The following is a 16,246-nucleotide window of genomic DNA, read 5'->3' as shown; positions in this document are numbered from 1 at the left end:
GACGGCGCTTGCGCACGCTTTACCCCGCCTGTCCTCGCGGTGTGTCGTTACACCGACCGCCGTTCGGTGATGTTCAATCGGTGCCGTTGCAGTTCCAGCGAACGAGTGAAAGGTAGTAGACATGGCTCTTCCCACCATGACGGCCGAGCAACGCTCCGAGGCGCTGGCGAAGGCGGCCGCCGTCCGCAAGGCGCGGTCGGAGCTGATCGAGCAGATCCGCAAGGGCTCGGTCTCGCTGTCCGAGGTGCTCAAGCGCGCCGACAAGGAAGACCTGGTCAAAAAGACGAAGGTGGCCGCCGTCATCAAGGCGCTGCCGGGTATCGGGCCGGTCAAGGCGGCCAAGCTGATGGACGAGGCGGAGATCCCCGCCGATCGCCGCATCGGCGGCCTCGGCTCGCGCCAGCGCGCCGCCCTGCTCGAGGCAATCAGCAACTGATTCCCGGAGGCGCTCAGCAACCCCCAACCCGCCCCGCGACCTGGGGAAATCCCCGCGATTTGGTCCAGGCGGACGGACACGTTAATCTTGCTGAGCACCACCGGTCCGGGTGGCGGAATGGCAGACGCGCTAGCTTGAGGTGCTAGTGTCCTATTAACGGACGTGGGGGTTCAAGTCCCCCTCCGGACACCAGTGCTAACCACACAAGGGGTAGCACTCACATCAGCAATCCGCTGTTTGTAGTGATATCGGACCTCTATGCCAAGCGCGGCGTAGAGGTCCGATTTATCTTCGGGTGCTCCTGCATCGAGAACAGCGGCGATATCACCGAACGAATCGAGCATCGTCGCAATCTCGGTGATGCTCGTCGTGACCTGCGTCGGCATCCGGTCAAGCTCAGCTGCAGCGATGGCCTTGGTGGCCTGAACGGCGTTGATCGCATCCACCAGAGCCATCGGATCGATGCCGGCCTCGATAGCCGCTCGGTGCCGGTGAAGTTTGGCCTCGGCGTCGGCGATCTGCTGCCGCAGATAGTTTCGTCGAGTATCGCTGTCGTCGGAGTTGTACGCCTCCACCAGAATCTCGATCATCTGCCGACGATTCTGCTTACTGAACTGAACTGCGAGCCAACGATTCAACGGCCCAGCGACATGCGATTCTCTAAGGTTCACAGTCTTCGGATGATCGGCTAGCGCCTCGCTTCCGGGCGCAAGAGTGCGCGCGATGCACCGATAGTAGACATTGCCGTGCGGCATCGCGGGCTGCATCTTCCGACCACAGCCCGCGCAGCGGATTCGACCCCGAAACAGGTACGGCCGTGGGATATTCGTCTGCCGGGTCCGTTCGAGGCGGGCGCGAGACCTGTTGCTCGTTCCGGCGCGAGCGCGTCGGATCAGGTGCGCTTCGGTGAAGGTCTCGACCGAAATTATCTTCGGATGCGCTGGCCGTTTGGATCGGATGATGCGGTCTGCAGTTGAGCGACGGAACCGGATGACGTGGCCGGCGGCGACGTCATCGGGATCCAGCAGTTCTTCCTTCTTGAACCAGCGCCCGAATACGGCGTACCCCGTGTAACGCGGATTCTGCAGTATGGCGGATACCGTAGGCGCCTGCCATCCATCACCCGCGCGGTGGGTATTTTGGGCGGGGCTGTGGGCAGACGGACACGGGATGCCCTCGCGGTTCAACGCCGTCGCGATGGCTTTATCGCCCGCGCCGGCGATGTACTCCCGGAAGATACGCTGGACGACTGCGGCGGCGAACTCATCAATCGCCAACAACCGCAGCCGCTGGCCTTGAGCGGCCCGGCTCGGATTCGGATGTGGCGGGCCGTCGACGGTCCGGTACCCGTACGGTGCTCGACCGCCCTGATGTCGGCCTTCATTGAGCACTTGGGCATCCATCGCCGATCGGGTGCGCTGCTGTACATGCTGGCGCTCGGACTGACTCATGCCTCCGAGCATCGACATCATCATGTTGTGCGCGGTGTTGTTCGGGTCGTACGAGCCGCCCAGCTCGGGCACCCAGATCTCGATGCCGTAGGCGTCGAGCCTCGGAGCGGTGAGGCTGAACTGATTACCGAACCAGCACCGCTGACCTTCGCCGACGACAATCGCCGTCCAGCCGCGGGCCGGATTCTTCAGATCGGCCAGCAACCTCGCGGTGTTCGGACGGCGATCCCAGGGCACCGACCTGGATTGCCCTGTGTCGAAATAGGTTTCGACGATACGGCCCGGCGCCAGTGCTGTCGCCTTGGCCAGTTGCCAGTTCAGTGAGGTTTCTGGATCCTGGTTGTCCTCGGTGGAGCACCGCCCGACGAACGCAAACAGCCGGTCTGGGTCGAACTCATCGGCCTGGACCTCAATGCCCAGCAGGTCATCGAGTACAGCCCACTCGTTGGGATCATCGGGCATCGAGGTCCCCTCTTTCCTGACTTCTAGCCAGCGGCCTGGTTGGTGTCGGCGTGCCGCAGCAAAATCCGAAGCAGGGCCTTCGCAGCAGCGTGATTAAGCACTGGCAATTCGTCGGGCAGATGAACGGATATCTTCTCCCCGCCACGGCGATATGCGCGGCGGCCGGGCTCGGCTGCGTGCTCGGGCTCCATCATTGCACCCGCCGCCACGGCGACGGCAACACAGGTACACGATCGGTATCCGGCATGGGGCATCCTCAGAGTCGAATTCCGAAGATGTCGGCGTATGCACCCGGGCCGGGCCGGCAGCCGCACCGATTCGGAACGAGCTTTCCTCACACCATTACAGGCGCGAAAAGCATTGCCCGTCCATAGAATCCATGCCCACCAATTGTGGGGCCACCACCAGTGGCGACCAGCAGAGAATTCGCCCCATACCGCAGCGACTACTGGAAACGATTACTGCACCTGCGGGATGGCGGGGTGCGATTGCACACCGGGACGCGGAATAGCCCGGAAAATTCTATCGACGACGCTGCTGCTGCATCCGTACGCGTCGGCGATCTGCCGGTTGGACCAACTCGGGTGTTCGGCGGCTATCCGGATAATGTGCTCACGGTCGACTTTCTGCCGCCCATTCCCGGAGCCAATGCCGCTTGTCGCTGTGTCCGCACGTCCGCGTCGCCTGGCCGCAGCACTCGACGCGTCCGAGTGCTGTGTACGCGTCCTGTCGATCAAAGCCGACGCGTCCAGGCGACCGACCGTGGTGCGGCGGAACCCAGCACTGGTCAGGCGGAGGCGTGGATGCGGATAGAACGCATGCACCGCACGCGGCCGCGGCCGAGCCGCTCTCGGGACGTACCCGCGCTTCCGCGCGCTCGACGATAGGTCGGCGGCGACAGACGCGTCCAGCCGGTGCGGCTGGTTCGCCTCCGGCATCGGATCCGCGTCGTGGCCACCGAGCAGACGCGGCGCTGGATCGGCGTGAGGACTGTACGCGTCTCGGGCATTGAGCGCGTCCGGCGGTGCGGGGTCGGCGTCCGGCAGTTCAGCGGCCTGTCTCTGAATCGCGAGGCCATAGCGAACGCTCGCGGCGTGGTGGATCATCAACGCGACGCCGATCATGACCGGCGGGACCGCGTGCACTCCCGTACCGGCCATGGTGAATCCTTGGCGCCAGTACGGGTAGGTGTTGAGGGCGATCGTCAACCCGAGCAGGGCCAGTTCGGCGGCGGCGACCATGCGGCGGTCGTCGGTGATCCCGTACTCGCTGACTTTGTTCGTTCCCACCATGATCACGACCAGGCAGGCGGAGATCATCAGCTCCACCAGGTAGCTGAACCAGTACAGCGGATCGACGAGGCCGCCGGGGGCGATGTTGTGTTGCACGTTCGTGGCGCTCCACAGCATGCCGGCGATGACGACACCGCTGAGTGTGACCAGCGACCACAGGCGGTGCCGATACAGCGAAGCCAGCCGCGCATGGGCAGAGGTCATTCGGCGCTGGGCCGCCATAGCTCTCCGGGCGGTCAGGCGGTCGGCGGTGTCGGCCTTGTCGATCACGCGCTGGGTGCGCAAGGCGAGGTCCTCGGCCTCGGCGGCGGCCCGGGCGCGTTTCCATTCACGGTCCCGCTCGCTGGCCCGGATGCGCTCGGCAAGAGTGCGTGTCGCGGCGACTTCGCCGGGAGACCACGCGGCCGTAATCGCCGGATCGTGCTGGTAGGCAACCTGCTCGCGTGCCCAACGGCGCAGTCCGGCAAGGTCTGGGTGCTCGTCCTCCACCCGATCGTGCCTGAATCTTTTCCTGACGAACTTGATCATCATGCGGTCTTTCTGCGTACCGGGCTGGCCGCCCGAGGACCGAGTCGGCTACCCGTAGGCGTGTTGGTGCCGGAGGGGATAGACGGTGGTGGGCGCACACGCCCAGAGGTGCGCGGTGAACAGGGCCGGCGTCGCCGTGCGCTGGATTCGATCCGGAGCGGACAGCGCTCCGGGCATGAACTCGCCTCGGCGCAACGCGGCCACGGGGGCGCGTCGCGATCGCGGCTGGGGTTGCTGAACGAGTCTGGGACAGTAGCCAACTCGCTCGCGCGGACTGGAACGGAACGGGAAGCTGCCGAATGCCGCTGGCGCAGTGCGCGGCTTCTGCGACCGCGAGGATCGGTCGAACGGACCGTGGTCATACAACCATCACAGGTTCGAAATACTCTGCCTGTCCAGGCATTTGGGGCCACTGCTCGTGGGACCACCGCGTGTGGTGGCGGGAACAGACGCGGTTCGAGGGTCGGAAGTCGATACGCCCTAAGCGTTTTCGGGTCGGAGCCTGGTTGTGAGCGTCCTCGAAAGTGTCTGTGAGATCGCTGACCTCACTGAGACACAAAGAAGTTCGAGACTTGTCCGAGTGGGGCCACTAGCAGTGGCTGCGCTCTGTGCGCCAGAGGGGTAGACAACAAGGTCACTCACTGTCTACGTTGAAATGTTGGAGGGGGTCCAGGGGCGTAAACACGAGGTGCTGACTCCCTCCTTCATCGGTGGTGTTCACAAGATGCCGCTCAACGTACGTTCACAAAACTGTTGCGACCTAGATGAAGGGGATCTCGTGGACCCGTTGGACCTGAGCAAATCTGAGGCGATGGAGCCGGAAACCGTGCAGGGGGCGGAGCGCCCGCCCACCCTACGCGAGTTTCTGAAGGATGCGCGTAAGAGCATGCCGGACTGGACCGGCAAGCAAGATTATCCATCCCAAGAGGACATGGCGAGAAGGGCAGGGCTCACCATCTCCTACTACGGAAAGCTCGAGACCGGCGAGCGATCCGCTCCGGACCGGTCGGTGCTCGACAATCTTGCAACCGCCCTGGAGCTGGACCCGGCTACCAAAGAGCACATGCTGCGGTTGGCGGGTATGGGTGTGGTGCAAGACCTTCGCGACCCCGAGGAACTCAAGCAGAGCCTGGACCCGATCATGATGGACACGATCCACAGGCTCGACGACCATTGCGTGGCGGTCTTCGACACCCGATGGAACCTGCTGGTGTCCAACGAAAAGTACCGCCGCGCCTTCCCCGGACTGGCGGAGCAAGGGAACGTGATGCTGTGGTACTTCAGGTCCGCACTGTCACGCAAGGTGCTGGTGGAGTGGGAACGCGAGGCCAAGCTGAACGTGTACTGGTTTCGCTATCTGATGGGATCGTACGGTAATACGCCGTGGGGCTTGCAGATGCTGAACGAGTTGAGCAAAAATCCGCAATTCCACGAATACTGGGCCCATGAAGCAAAGATCGTGCCGGGCCGAGCTGAGGAAGACTCAGCTCTACACATGCGCGACGCGGAAACCGGTGAGCTGTGGACCCTTCGGGTGTCACAGCTGACGATCAGAAACTCCGTCGGAGAATTCATCAACTTCGTCGGCAAGCGAGAGACGTACTCGGGCCCGCAGCCGTAACGACATCACCGAGCCGCATCCAGGTGGGCCACTCGGCGGCCAGTCAGGCCTGGCTGCCTCCTGTGCGAGGGGAGACAGGCAGGCCTGCACTCGGCGACGTTCGGATCCGGATACGGAGCCCGGGAGCGGTGAGGCGCAGGCCCGGCGCGAGCAGCAACGAGATCTGTCCACCCGGCCACTGTCTCGGACCTGTGCAGGGTGCCATCGTATGTCGGCGCCTGCCAGTATCTTCGCCGTACGCAATCCGCCACGGCCGTCGTCGCCGATCTGGTCAGACAGATCGATCCGGTCGACGAACTCGAACGCCAGCACATCACCGACACCCTCGCGTGGCTCGCCGACACCGATGACATCTTCCGACGCGTCGCTCCTGCGATCCCGCCTCGGCATCTGGTTTCCTACGTGGTGCTGGTCGATCCCGACGAATACTCGGTGTTTCTTGGGCGGCATCGCAAGGCGGGCCTATGGCTCCCGATCGGCGTTCACTAGGCAAGTCGTTTGTCGAAATTGGTTTGTCGGTTTGATACTCGGGCAGCAGAACCCCGGCCCGTCTGCGGCTGTCGGCGTCGCGACGGACCACCACAATGCCAGTCGTAGGGCGACCGGCAGCAGGGGTGCTGATCACCCGGGAGGCTGGAAGATCACCAGCGCCGCAGCTCGCTTGCGAGCTGCTCTTCATCGAGGGGCCATCGCGGCCTTCTTCCCGTGGCTTCACCCTCGCGCCGCAGCTCGCTCGCGAGCTGCTCTTCATCGAGGGAACACGGTCAAAGGCTACGACCGCGACGGCACACTCCCGGGCCGCAGCTCGTTCGCGAGCTGCTCTTCATCGAGGGCCGGCCGAGACTGAATATGGGTCCAGCTCAATCGAAAATTGCTGCGGTCAGCCGCTGTGGTACTTCACAGGTCGTCCGAGTCCGGAGCGGATCAGCCTAATAGGTCCAGTTCGTTCCGGTGCCTCGGTACTGCTCGACCGAGATGGGCTCGACACCGGGTTTCATATGGTCGAGGTAGAGCTGTCCGTGCAGGTGGTCGACCTCGTGGGCGACCAGCCGCGCGATGCCGCGGTCGAACACGGTGATGTGGGTGTTGCCGTCGAGATCGGTGTGTTCGACGTGGATCGTCAGTGGGCGCGGTACCCGCCCGCGCAGGTCGAAGAAGCTCAAGCAGCCTTCGTATTGTTCGTCTTCACCGCTGGTTTCGACGATGCGTGGGTTGAACAGAGTAATAGTGTCTCCGGCGGGGGTGCGCACGATCGCTGCGGCGCGACTGATGCCGATCTGAGGCGCTGCAATGCCCATTCCCTTGCCGAACACGTGCGCTCGGGCGACACGGTCGACAGCTGAATTCAGTTCGGCAACAACGCTGCTGGCGGCTTCGGCTTCGGTCGGCAGGTCGAACGGGCGCGCGATCTGACGCAGGATATCGTCGCCTTCCTGCGCGATGCCGAGGCCGGCCATGACCTTGCTCGGTGGGGTGCGGTGGTCGTCGTTGCGTCCGCGGAAGTCCCATTCGAGGCGGTAGCGCGCGTGCAGCGGTGGGTCGTCGGTGGACCAGGCGTAGATGTGGCGTTCTTGATCGAGGTGGTGGGTGATGGGTGTGCGGAACGGTTGCCCTTCCGCGGCCATCGAGGTCTGCAGGCCCCAAACCGAGGGTTCGAGTTCGGCGGGGAAGTCCAGCCGCACCGAGAGGCGGTTGGTGGGCAGGCGGACCGCGGGTTGAAACCAGTTGCCCCAGTGAGCTTCTGAGACGTTGTACTCGTATTCGATCCAGCAGTCCTGGCCGGGGTAGAGGGGGAATTGGCGGCTGCCGCGGAGTGCGCTGAACATCAGCCAGACTTCTTTGAACGCGTCGCGGTCGTGGTGGGCGGTCCAGGCCATGGGTTCGGTGCGGTGTTCGCCGTGCCAGGCGTGCAGGTCGATCTCGTCCCAGGTGAGTGGGTTTTCCTGGTAGAGCTGGTTGGATCGTTCGGGGTCGCCGGGGTAGCGGTCGACCGAGATCCTGATCAGGTAGCGAGTGATCGGTTCTGCTCCCCCGTTGATGAGGCGTCGTCGCTGGCGTAGCCGGTAGGTGTGCCCGTCGAAGGACAGGCTCGCATCGTCGTGGTCAACAACCAGCGACCCGGTCGCGTCGCTGAAATCGGTCGCGGCGGCCGGGCGGGTGACCGCGGGGCGGGTGGCGCGGAACTCTTCGAACGCGGCGCGTAGTGCCCCGCCGGCCTGGAGGGTTGTCTCGGCGCAGGCGGCGAATTGCTGGGAGGGGTTCTCGGTGCCGGATTCGATCTTGGACACATACGGGCGGCTGTAGCCGAGTTTGGTGGCCAGCGCGCGGCGTGACAGGCTGCGGACATCGCGCCATCGGCGCAGCTCGAGCGCGAAGACATTGACGGGCGTGGCGGCATCATTGTCGGTCGAGGTGTCAGCCGGGGTCACTGTCGGTGCTCCTGTCCGGGGGGTGTGCGTGTGCGTGAGGACCCCGTGAGTATGCGCCCACTCTGACGAAACACCCTGCATCCGTGGAGAAATTGAACCCACAGCAACTCAACCCCGGCGTGATCTGCCGATCGCCCTGGGAGGGGTTGCGGTCCAAGAGGATTCGGGGAGACACACCATGAGCAGAGTCTTGGTGACCGGGGGTGCGGGTTTCATCGGCTCGCACTACGTCCGGCATCTACTCGACCAGCAGGACGTCGAGCAGGTCACCGTGCTGGACGCACTCACCTACGCCGGGCACGCGGAAAATCTCGGCGCCGCGATGCTCTCGCCGCGGCTGCGTCTGGTGACCGGCAATATCGGCGACTGTGCCCTGGTGGACGAGTTGGCGGCCGCGCACGACGAAATTGTCCATCTGGCAGCGGAATCGCACGTCGATCATTCCTTCACCCAAGCTGCCCGGTTCATCTCGACCAATGTGGCCGGCACGCAAGCGATCCTGGATGCCGCTCTGCGGCACGGGATCACGAAGGTGGTGCATGTGTCCACCGATGAGGTGTACGGGCCGGTGCTCGAGGGGGCGGTGGGTGAGGATGCACCGTTGGCGCCGACGGTGCCGTATGCGGCGAGCAAGGCTGCTGCGGATCTGATCGCGTTGTCCTACTACCGGACTCACGGGCTGCCCGTGTGCGTGACCCGCTCATCGAACAACTATGGCCCGCACCAACATCCGGAGAAGATCATCCCCGCGCACATCACCGCGCTGCTGCACGGCGGCACGGTCGTGCTGCACGGTGACGGGCAGCATGTGCGGAACTGGCTGCACGTCGCGGACAACTGCGCGGGCCTGGACGCGGTGCGTCGTCACGGGATCCCGGGACAGGTCTACAACCTGGGCGGTGGCACCGATCTGACCAACGAAACGCTCACCGGGCTGATCCTGGCCGCGGTGGGCGCGGACTGGGATCAGGTCACCCGGGTGCCCGATCGCCACTGCAACGACCGCCGCTACGCGATGACCTGGGACAAGATCGCGCAGCTGGGATACCGGCCCCGGCGCAGCATCGAAGAGGGCCTGGCCGAAACCGTCGCCTGGTATCGCGCCAACGCCGATATGTGGGCGCCGATGCTGGCAGCCCGCACCAGCGTCGAGGTCCGGCGGTGACCAGGGTGCGGGTGCTGGTCACCGGTGTCGGTGGCCAGCCCGGGTTCGATCTGGCACGTCGCCTGCACCAGCTCGGTGCGACGGCGATCGGTGTCGACGCCGACCCCCAGGCCAACGGACTGCTGCTGGACGGGATCGAACCGCGGCTGTGCCCGCAGGTCGAGGACCCCCGCTACGGGCCCGCGGTGATGAAGATGTGCAGCACCCTGGACGTGCAGGCGGTGGCCCCGACCGTCGAGGCTGAGCTGCCCGCGCTGCTTGAGATCGCCGAGGAGCTGCGCGCGGTCGGTGTGCGGACCTGGCTGCCGTCGCGCTCGGCCGTGGCCGCCTGCCGGGACAAGGCCGCATTCGCGCGGGCGCTCGCAGCGGCTGGCCTCGCGCACCCGCACACGTGGCTGCCCGAAACGCTCGACGAGGCACCCGTTGACGGGGAGTTCGTCGTCAAACCCCGCCAGGGCCAAGGATCACGCGGGGTCCTGGCCTGCCGGGGCCGGGAGCGGGCACGCGCGGCGTGCCTGCTGATCGAGGATCCGATCGTTCAAACCCGGCTCACCGGAACGGAATTCACCGCGGACTGCCTGGCCGGGGACGACTGCCGTGCCGGGGTGATCCTGCGGTGGCGGCTGCTGACCAAGGGCGGCCTGTCGATCGTGACCCGCACCTTCACCGACCCCGAGATCGAGACGCTGGTGCGCGACACCCTGGCCGTGGTCGGAGTCCGCGGGTGGTGCTGCGTGCAGGGATTCGCCACCGACACCGGCCCGCAGATCACCGAGGTCAACGCCCGCCCGGCCGGCGCATTCCTGGCCGCTGAAGCTGCCGGAGCCGACCTGACCGGTCAATACCTCAACGCCCTGCTCGGCGAGCCGATCGACTACGACCGGCTCACCTACCGCCCCGGGGTGACCTTAACGAAATACGTCGACACCCTCGCCGTCGTCACCACAGGAGAGCGTCATGCTGCCACGAACTGAATCACTCGCCGTCGCCCGCAACGCCGGACCGTACCTCCACGGCCCCGAAACCACTGCCCTCACCGCCGCATTGGAGGCCGGCCAGTACGGGCACAACACCGAAACCGAGGTCTTCGAGCAGGAACTGGCCGAGTTCCTCGGCGTCGCCGACGTCGTCACCGCCCACCGCGGCACCGCGGCCCTGCACATGGCGTTGATGGCCGCGGGTATCGAGCGCGGCGACGAAGTGGTAGTCCCGTCGCAAACGTTCTGCGCCACCGTCCACGCCATCCGCGCCGCAGGCGGGGTGCCGCGATTCGCCGACCTCGACCCCGCCACCCAGTGCGTCACCCCCGAAACCGTCGAGGCCGCGATCACCGCCCACACCCGCGCGGTGTTACCGGTGTTCTACGGTGGCCGCGCGGTCGACCTGACCGAGCTCCGGTTGGCCGACCGGGACATCGCCGTGGTCGAAGACGCCGCCCATGCGTTCGGCTCCCGCCACCGTGATGGTCGCCGGGTCGGTGCGACCGGTCAGCTCACCTGCTTCTCGTTCGGCCCGATCAAGAACATCACCTCGATCGAGGGCGGCGCGGTCGTGGCCCGCAACCGCCGCGAAGCCGAACGGCTGCGCGCCATGCGCACCCTAGGCATCCGCGCCAGCCAGCTGACCCGCATCCGCACCACCGACTACCGCGTCGACGGCGCGGGTCTGCCCTACCACCTGTCCGCCGTCCACGCCGCGGTCGGCCGGGTCCAGCTGGCCCACTTCGACCACATCGTCGATCGGCGAAAGAGCCTGTGGCGCAGCTACAGTCAAGCACTCGCGCAGCTCGAGGGGGTGCGGCTGGTCGACGTCGATATCGACAACACGGTGCCGTTCAATCTGGTCGTGCGAGTGGGTGACCGTGACCAGGTCTTCGCCCGGATGAAGGCCGCCGGTATCGGAGTCGGGGTTCACTACCCGCCCAACCACACCCAGCCCGCCTTCGAGCGCTGGCACCGCCGCCTGCCCACCACCGAACAGTCCGCAACGCAGTTGCTGTCGCTACCATTCCACCCCGCCATGACCGACACCGACGTCACCACCGTCGCCGCCGCGCTGGCCGACGCACTCATTCCTGCGGCTACCTGAACGGTTCGCGCATGGCGACGGCGCGCACCAGCCCAGCCAGGCGCTGTCCCGCATCCGGACGTCCCAGCTCCCGCGCGGCCTTGCCGAGCCGGGCGCGGGCGTCCGGGTCGGCAAGCAGCACGGTAATGGCCGCACCGATGGACTGTCCAGTTACCGTGCCCGACACCGTGATCGCCGCCCCGGCCTGCTCGAGTAGCCGTGCCGCGCGCGCCTGCTCGCCACCAGCCGACGACGCCAGCGGGACCAGCACCGCGGCCTTGCCCAGCGCAGTCAACTCGGCAATCGTGCCCGCACCGGCACGGCACACCACCACCTCGGCCAGCGCCAGCGCATCCGCCATACCCCCACCGTCGATGAAATCGGTGACGCAGTAGCGGCCGGCCAGCTCGTCCGGCAACGACGCCGCGGTGTGCTGCAACCCTGCCAGATCCGCGGCGCCAGCCTGGTGAATCACGTTGGCCTGCCCCAACAGCGGCCTCAGCACCTCGGCGACAGCGGAGTTGATCTGGTGAGCGCCTTGCGCACCGCCGGTGATCAGCACCGTCGGCAGCCCCCGGTCGAACCCGCGCCCGAACCGCTCCCACGCCCCAAGACCGCTGCCAGCGAGCACCGATTCCCGAATCGGGTTACCGGTGACCACCGCCCGCGCGGCCGCCCGCGGCGACAACACCGCGATAGTCGCTTCGGAAGTCACCGCCACCGCAGTCGCAGCCCGCGCCAGCACTTGGTTCGCCAAGCCCAGCCCGACCGTCTGCTCATGCACCACCAACGGCACCCGCAGAACACCCGCAGCCACACCGACCGGCACCGCCACGTACCCGCCGGTGGTCAGCACGACATCCGGCGCGAACGCGCGCAGCCCGCGCACCGCCTGCGCCACGCCGAGCGGCACCCGCGCCATGTCGACGGCGTTGGCGCGGTTGATCATCCGCAGCGGGTTGCGATCTCGGCGCAGCTTCCCAACCGCCACCGCAGCAAAATCGATGTTGTCGGCGCCCGCGGTCCGCTGCTCGAGCGAATCAACCTGCCCGCACCACAACACCTGCACCGAATCCGCACCGGCACGCAACTCCCGCACAACAGACAGCGCGGGGAACACGTGCCCTCCGGTACCACCACCCGCTATCGCCACCCGCACGCCGACGCCTCCCATGATCGGACTGTCACAACCCACCCGAGTCTGCCACCAGATACGCCGTTCACCCGGAGCTGGTCCCGGCGTCCACCCTGACCGGCCCGATTCGAGCAGCACGCCGTCCATCCGGGCGATTGGCTCCCGAATTCTCTCCTGTCCGGCACGGAGGATGACCGATGACGGGCCTGTATGAAGGATGCGCACCAGCGAAAGTTCGCCTCATATCGGGATATCCCGACGATATCGGCCTGCTCAGCGATAACGGTGGTGACACGTGGGGCCGCAACGGTCAGATCGCGGACGTGGACAGCTGGCCCGAGAACAACTACTTCGCACCGTTCAGCGACGCGTCTACGACACCGATCTCGCCAGGATAGCCGCCCCCACGACCTCACAATTACCGCTGAGCCTCAACTACCAGTTCGGCGAGAACTGCCATCGTCTGAGATATCACCTGTTCGGGAGAAAATGGAAAAGTCCTCCAGGATCCGATCTAGCCGCACGGCCACATCTGGGGGCATCGCATGAAGGATGTCCTCGCTGCGCCTCAAGCGCCGTAGCGCAGCGCTGACGGCGTCGAGGTCTGCCAGATACTGCGCTGCCTCGCTGTCGGCCAATACTTGGGGCCACAGGCGAGCGGCAAGCTCGGATGACAGGTATCCCGCGTGAAGGTCTGCCAGTTGTTCGCAGGTGAACCGGTGTGGCGTTTGAGCCATCGTTGCTTCCCCTCGGTGGCGTCGTCGGCGGGCGGAACAAATCGCTGCGAAATACCCTCGTCAAGTAGGACGCACGCAAAGCAGATACGGTTCCCGGAATGACAGCTACGCAGCAACCGACCGGTCTGTTGCTGCAGATATGCTGATCGGGTGTGGCGGATGCCTGCGCCTATGCTGGCCGTCGCCGGTCGGCCACCCGATCGGGCGGATTTCGCGGTGGAATGGAAGTGGGACGGCCAGAGAATTCTCGCCGCGGTGGACGCCGGGACGTGCCGGTTGTACAGCCGAACCCGGCAGGAGGTGTCGAGACAGTATCCGGAGATCGTGGCGGCGGTACGGGATCAGGCGCAAGGGCAGTCGCTGCTGCTGGACGGGGAGATCGTGGCGCCGGACCAGGCGGCCGGAGGAGCACCGTCATTTGCACGGCTGCAGCGGCGCATGCACCTGCGGGCGCCGTCGGTGACGGTGTGCACCGAGGTGCCAGTGGAGTATTTCCTGTTCGACCTGCTCGGGGAATCGGGCCAGCTGATCACGTCGTGGCCGTATCTGGAGCGGCGCGAGCAGTTACTGGAGCTGAGGCTAACGCGGCCACCGATCCGAACGCCTCCGCATTGGATCGGCGTCGAGGCCCAGCGATTCCTAGAGGTGGGCCGCGCCCACGCGATCGAGGGAATCGTATCGAAACGCGTTGATTCCCAGTATCTTCCGGGCCGCCGGAGCCCGGCATGGGTGAAGACGACAATCCGGATCCGCCGGGAGTTCGTGATAGTGGGCTGGCTGAGCAGCCGCCGCGCCCAGGATGTATTCGGGTCGCTGGTGCTGGCCGGCTACGACTCGTCGGGCAGTCTGCTGTTTTCGGGGGTCGTGGGGTCGGGGTTCGATGCGGTAGCACACCGGATGTTGCAGCCGCTGCTCGAGCGGCTGGCGGTACCGGGGTGCCCGCTGGATGTGCCGCCGCCGGGAGAGATCGGTGTGGCTGCTCATTGGGTGGAGCCGATTCTGGTGTGCGAGACGGAATTTCGGGAGGCCAGCCGTACCGGCTTACGTCATCCCAGCTGGAAAGGGCTGCGCACCGACAAGGATCCCCGCGAGGTCACGCATCCATTGGCCGATCCGCGCTGACGGGCCTGCCCATTCGGGTCACGACCGGTGCTGGCGGTTCGGACTTTTGCGCTGGTATCCGAGAGGGAGTCCGTCGAAGCGCATCGAGCGCCGCGAGGCCAGCATTACGCCCAATGCCAGGAAGGCATCGCGGGGTAAAGCGGTGTATCGCGCGACGGACCGGCGAACAGCCCCTGAGCATCGGCCATTTGGCGCGACCGAGAATCCTCTGCCACGCAACAACTGGAGCCGGCCTCATTGGTGGCTATGCAGCAGTCGAAGCGGCCACCAGTGCGGGTACGCTCCCGGCACGCTCTGGTCCATCGGTGCCACAAGTGCGCTGCTGTCGTCGATCTCTCGGGCGTCTCGGTCATCACCGACTACGAAGGACCGGGCCGCACAGAGCCGTCTCCGAACGACTCCTCCACTGACTCGGAACGGAAATACCCTGGCGGACAGCTGAACCCACCAATAGCACAAGCAGAGTCTGTGTCGGTCCGCAGCACCGCGATCATCTTCGTCCGGTGCGGAAATCCGGTTGCGACATGGACCTGCCTCGGGTCTTCTGGCATTTATGTCCCCAACATCCCACCCCCGCGAGGCGCCCGTGCTGACGGACGGGGAATCCATCACGCTGCGCGCCCACCAGCCTGGAGATCTCGCGACGATCGTGCAGCAATGCCGCGACCCGGAGATGGTGCGGTTCACCACCATTCCGCGGCCCTATCAAATCGCGGACGGGCGAGAGTTCCTCGAGCTCGCCCGCACCAACTGGCAGCAGAACTCCCCCACCTCACGGCGGATCTGGGCAATCACCGTTGCCACCGACGGCAATCAGCAGTTCGCCGGGACGATCGACTACCGCCCGACCGGTTTTCAAACAGCCACGATCGGCTACGGTTTGCACCCAGCCCACCGCGGTCACGGCCTCATGCCCAAAGTACTGGCGCTGACGCTGGATTGGGCATTCGAGCACGACGGCCAGGCGCTCATGCGGTGGGAAGCGGTGGCCGGTAACTGGGCCTCGGCGAAAACAGCCTGGCAGCAAGGATTTCAACTCGAGGGCCACGTCCGCGGGTTCTGCGAATACCCCGACGGCGTCTACGACGGCTGGATCGCCACCCTCCACCGTGACGACCCCCGCACACCACAGCAACCCTGGCCCTGGCCGCTCGACCACTGACACGTGACGACGACCGGTCGGCATCCAGCAACTCAGATTCACAGCCGCATAAGCACTGTCGTTGAACGGATGACAACTCCACGGCCCGGGCCGATCTCTTCTGGCAAGGCGTCCAACGCCACGGAGCAGCCGTACTATCGGCGCGTGGTCGGCATCGATCCCGACGAGTTCCCGAACGCGCGGGACGTCTCGGCGCGGATCATCCCGTTGCCGCTCTACCCAAAGATGACCGACACCGATGTGCACGACGTCGCCGCCGCGGTCACCAAAATCGCGACGGCATACCACCGCTGAGGAAAGGCTGACAACTCGTGGCGCGCGAAGGAACCCAGATCATCCTGCTCAACGACCGTCGTGAAGTGCTGCTCTATCAGCGCGACGACAAGCCGGAGATCCCCTACCCCAACTACTGGTGCCTGTTGGGCGGACACGCTGAACCTGCAGAGCATCCCTTGGTGACCGCGCGACGCGAAGCCGCCGAAGAACTCGGTATCACTGCGGAATTCACTGCCACCGGCCGACCGGCCCGCGTTCCTGACCTCCACCACCGTCGCTCGTCCACTCCCACATGAGGACACCTCGCTGTGGTATGCGATCCGCGGCAGCCGCCACCACGCCTACAGACTCGATCCGGCCGAA

15 protein-coding genes and 1 tRNA gene are annotated in these 16,246 nt (G+C 65.6%); 12 read left to right on the top strand and 4 right to left on the bottom strand.

Features of this window, described 5'->3' with window-relative positions:
• Positions 1 to 121 precede the first annotated feature (121 nt).
• Positions 122 to 436 carry an integration host factor, actinobacterial type gene (mihF, locus tag ABH933_RS37640; RefSeq protein ID WP_215920182.1) on the top strand — a complete coding sequence of 105 codons (315 nt, stop codon included), beginning with the start codon at positions 122 to 124 and terminating at the stop codon, positions 434 to 436.
• Positions 437 to 539: 103 nt separating this feature from the next.
• Positions 540 to 628: transfer RNA gene (locus tag ABH933_RS37635), tRNA-Leu, on the top strand.
• Here the strand turns inward: ABH933_RS37635 and ABH933_RS37630 are convergent.
• Positions 607 to 2,349, bottom strand: coding sequence for a recombinase family protein (locus ABH933_RS37630; RefSeq protein WP_429424923.1), 1,743 nt, complete (start codon positions 2,347 to 2,349; stop codon positions 607 to 609). The genes ABH933_RS37635 and ABH933_RS37630 overlap by 22 nt on opposite strands.
• Positions 2,350 to 2,807: 458 nt before the next feature.
• On the bottom strand, positions 2,808 to 3,863 hold the full coding sequence (locus tag ABH933_RS37625; protein ID WP_429424921.1) for a hypothetical protein: 1,056 nt from the start codon (positions 3,861 to 3,863) through the stop codon (positions 2,808 to 2,810).
• A gap of 1,084 nt (positions 3,864 to 4,947) precedes the next feature.
• On the opposite strand from ABH933_RS37625, the gene ABH933_RS37620 reads away from it, so the two are divergent.
• Both ABH933_RS37620 and ABH933_RS37615 read left to right on the top strand, forming a co-directional pair.
• Positions 4,948 to 5,790, top strand: a complete 843-nt coding sequence (locus tag ABH933_RS37620; RefSeq protein WP_429424919.1) for a helix-turn-helix domain-containing protein — start codon at positions 4,948 to 4,950, stop codon at positions 5,788 to 5,790.
• 198 nt (positions 5,791 to 5,988) lie between these two features.
• Positions 5,989 to 6,279, top strand: a complete 291-nt coding sequence (locus ABH933_RS37615; protein ID WP_429424918.1) for a hypothetical protein — start codon at positions 5,989 to 5,991, stop codon at positions 6,277 to 6,279.
• Between the two features lie 440 nt (positions 6,280 to 6,719).
• Here the strand turns inward: ABH933_RS37615 and ABH933_RS37610 are convergent, their stop codons facing one another.
• Positions 6,720 to 8,219: a peptide deformylase gene (locus ABH933_RS37610; protein WP_429424915.1), complete on the bottom strand. Its 1,500-nt coding sequence runs from the start codon at positions 8,217 to 8,219 to the stop codon at positions 6,720 to 6,722.
• A gap of 178 nt (positions 8,220 to 8,397) precedes the next feature.
• Here ABH933_RS37610 and ABH933_RS37605 point away from each other — a divergent pair, with 178 nt between their 5' ends.
• From ABH933_RS37605 to ABH933_RS37595, 3 genes are read left to right on the top strand one after another with little or no spacing between them, the layout of a single operon-like run.
• Positions 8,398 to 9,384, top strand: a complete 987-nt coding sequence (locus tag ABH933_RS37605) for a dTDP-glucose 4,6-dehydratase (protein WP_429424913.1) — start codon at positions 8,398 to 8,400, stop codon at positions 9,382 to 9,384.
• Positions 9,381 to 10,358, top strand: a complete 978-nt coding sequence (locus ABH933_RS37600; RefSeq protein WP_429424911.1) for an ATP-grasp domain-containing protein — start codon at positions 9,381 to 9,383, stop codon at positions 10,356 to 10,358. The genes ABH933_RS37605 and ABH933_RS37600 overlap by 4 nt, the downstream gene beginning before the upstream one ends.
• Positions 10,342 to 11,472, top strand: a complete 1,131-nt coding sequence (locus tag ABH933_RS37595) for a DegT/DnrJ/EryC1/StrS family aminotransferase (RefSeq protein ID WP_429424909.1) — start codon at positions 10,342 to 10,344, stop codon at positions 11,470 to 11,472. The genes ABH933_RS37600 and ABH933_RS37595 overlap by 17 nt, the downstream gene beginning before the upstream one ends.
• Here ABH933_RS37595 and ABH933_RS37590 read toward each other — a convergent pair.
• Positions 11,465 to 12,625, bottom strand: coding sequence for a UDP-N-acetylglucosamine--N-acetylmuramyl-(pentapeptide) pyrophosphoryl-undecaprenol N-acetylglucosamine transferase (locus tag ABH933_RS37590; protein WP_429424907.1), 1,161 nt, complete (start codon positions 12,623 to 12,625; stop codon positions 11,465 to 11,467). The two genes, ABH933_RS37595 and ABH933_RS37590, sit on opposite strands and share 8 nt — an antisense overlap.
• 158 nt (positions 12,626 to 12,783) lie before the next feature.
• On the opposite strand from ABH933_RS37590, the gene ABH933_RS37585 reads away from it, so the two are divergent.
• The 5 genes from ABH933_RS37585 to ABH933_RS37565 all read left to right on the top strand — a co-directional run bounded on the left by ABH933_RS37585 (position 12,784) and on the right by ABH933_RS37565 (position 16,179).
• On the top strand, positions 12,784 to 12,984 hold the full coding sequence (locus ABH933_RS37585) for a hypothetical protein (RefSeq protein WP_429424905.1): 201 nt from the start codon (positions 12,784 to 12,786) through the stop codon (positions 12,982 to 12,984).
• Positions 12,985 to 13,482: 498 nt separating this feature from the next.
• On the top strand, positions 13,483 to 14,445 hold the full coding sequence (locus tag ABH933_RS37580) for an ATP-dependent DNA ligase (RefSeq protein WP_429424903.1): 963 nt from the start codon (positions 13,483 to 13,485) through the stop codon (positions 14,443 to 14,445).
• Positions 14,446 to 14,998: 553 nt separating this feature from the next.
• On the top strand, positions 14,999 to 15,607 hold the full coding sequence (locus ABH933_RS37575; protein WP_429424901.1) for a GNAT family N-acetyltransferase: 609 nt from the start codon (positions 14,999 to 15,001) through the stop codon (positions 15,605 to 15,607).
• A 69-nt stretch (positions 15,608 to 15,676) separates the two neighbouring features.
• Positions 15,677 to 15,901, top strand: a complete 225-nt coding sequence (locus ABH933_RS37570; RefSeq protein WP_429424899.1) for a DegT/DnrJ/EryC1/StrS family aminotransferase — start codon at positions 15,677 to 15,679, stop codon at positions 15,899 to 15,901.
• 17 nt (positions 15,902 to 15,918) lie between these two features.
• Entirely contained in the window at positions 15,919 to 16,179 is a 261-nt protein-coding gene (locus ABH933_RS37565; protein WP_429424896.1) for an NUDIX domain-containing protein, read from the top strand.
• The last annotated feature ends 67 nt before the right edge of the window (positions 16,180 to 16,246 follow it).

It is taken from the genome of Nocardia sp. GP40 (genome assembly GCF_050434125.1).
GTDB lineage: Bacteria > Actinomycetota > Actinomycetes > Mycobacteriales > Mycobacteriaceae > Nocardia > Nocardia albiluteola.
The sequence above is the reverse complement of the archived record's forward strand: the minus strand, read 5'-3'. Positions and strand labels throughout refer to the sequence as shown.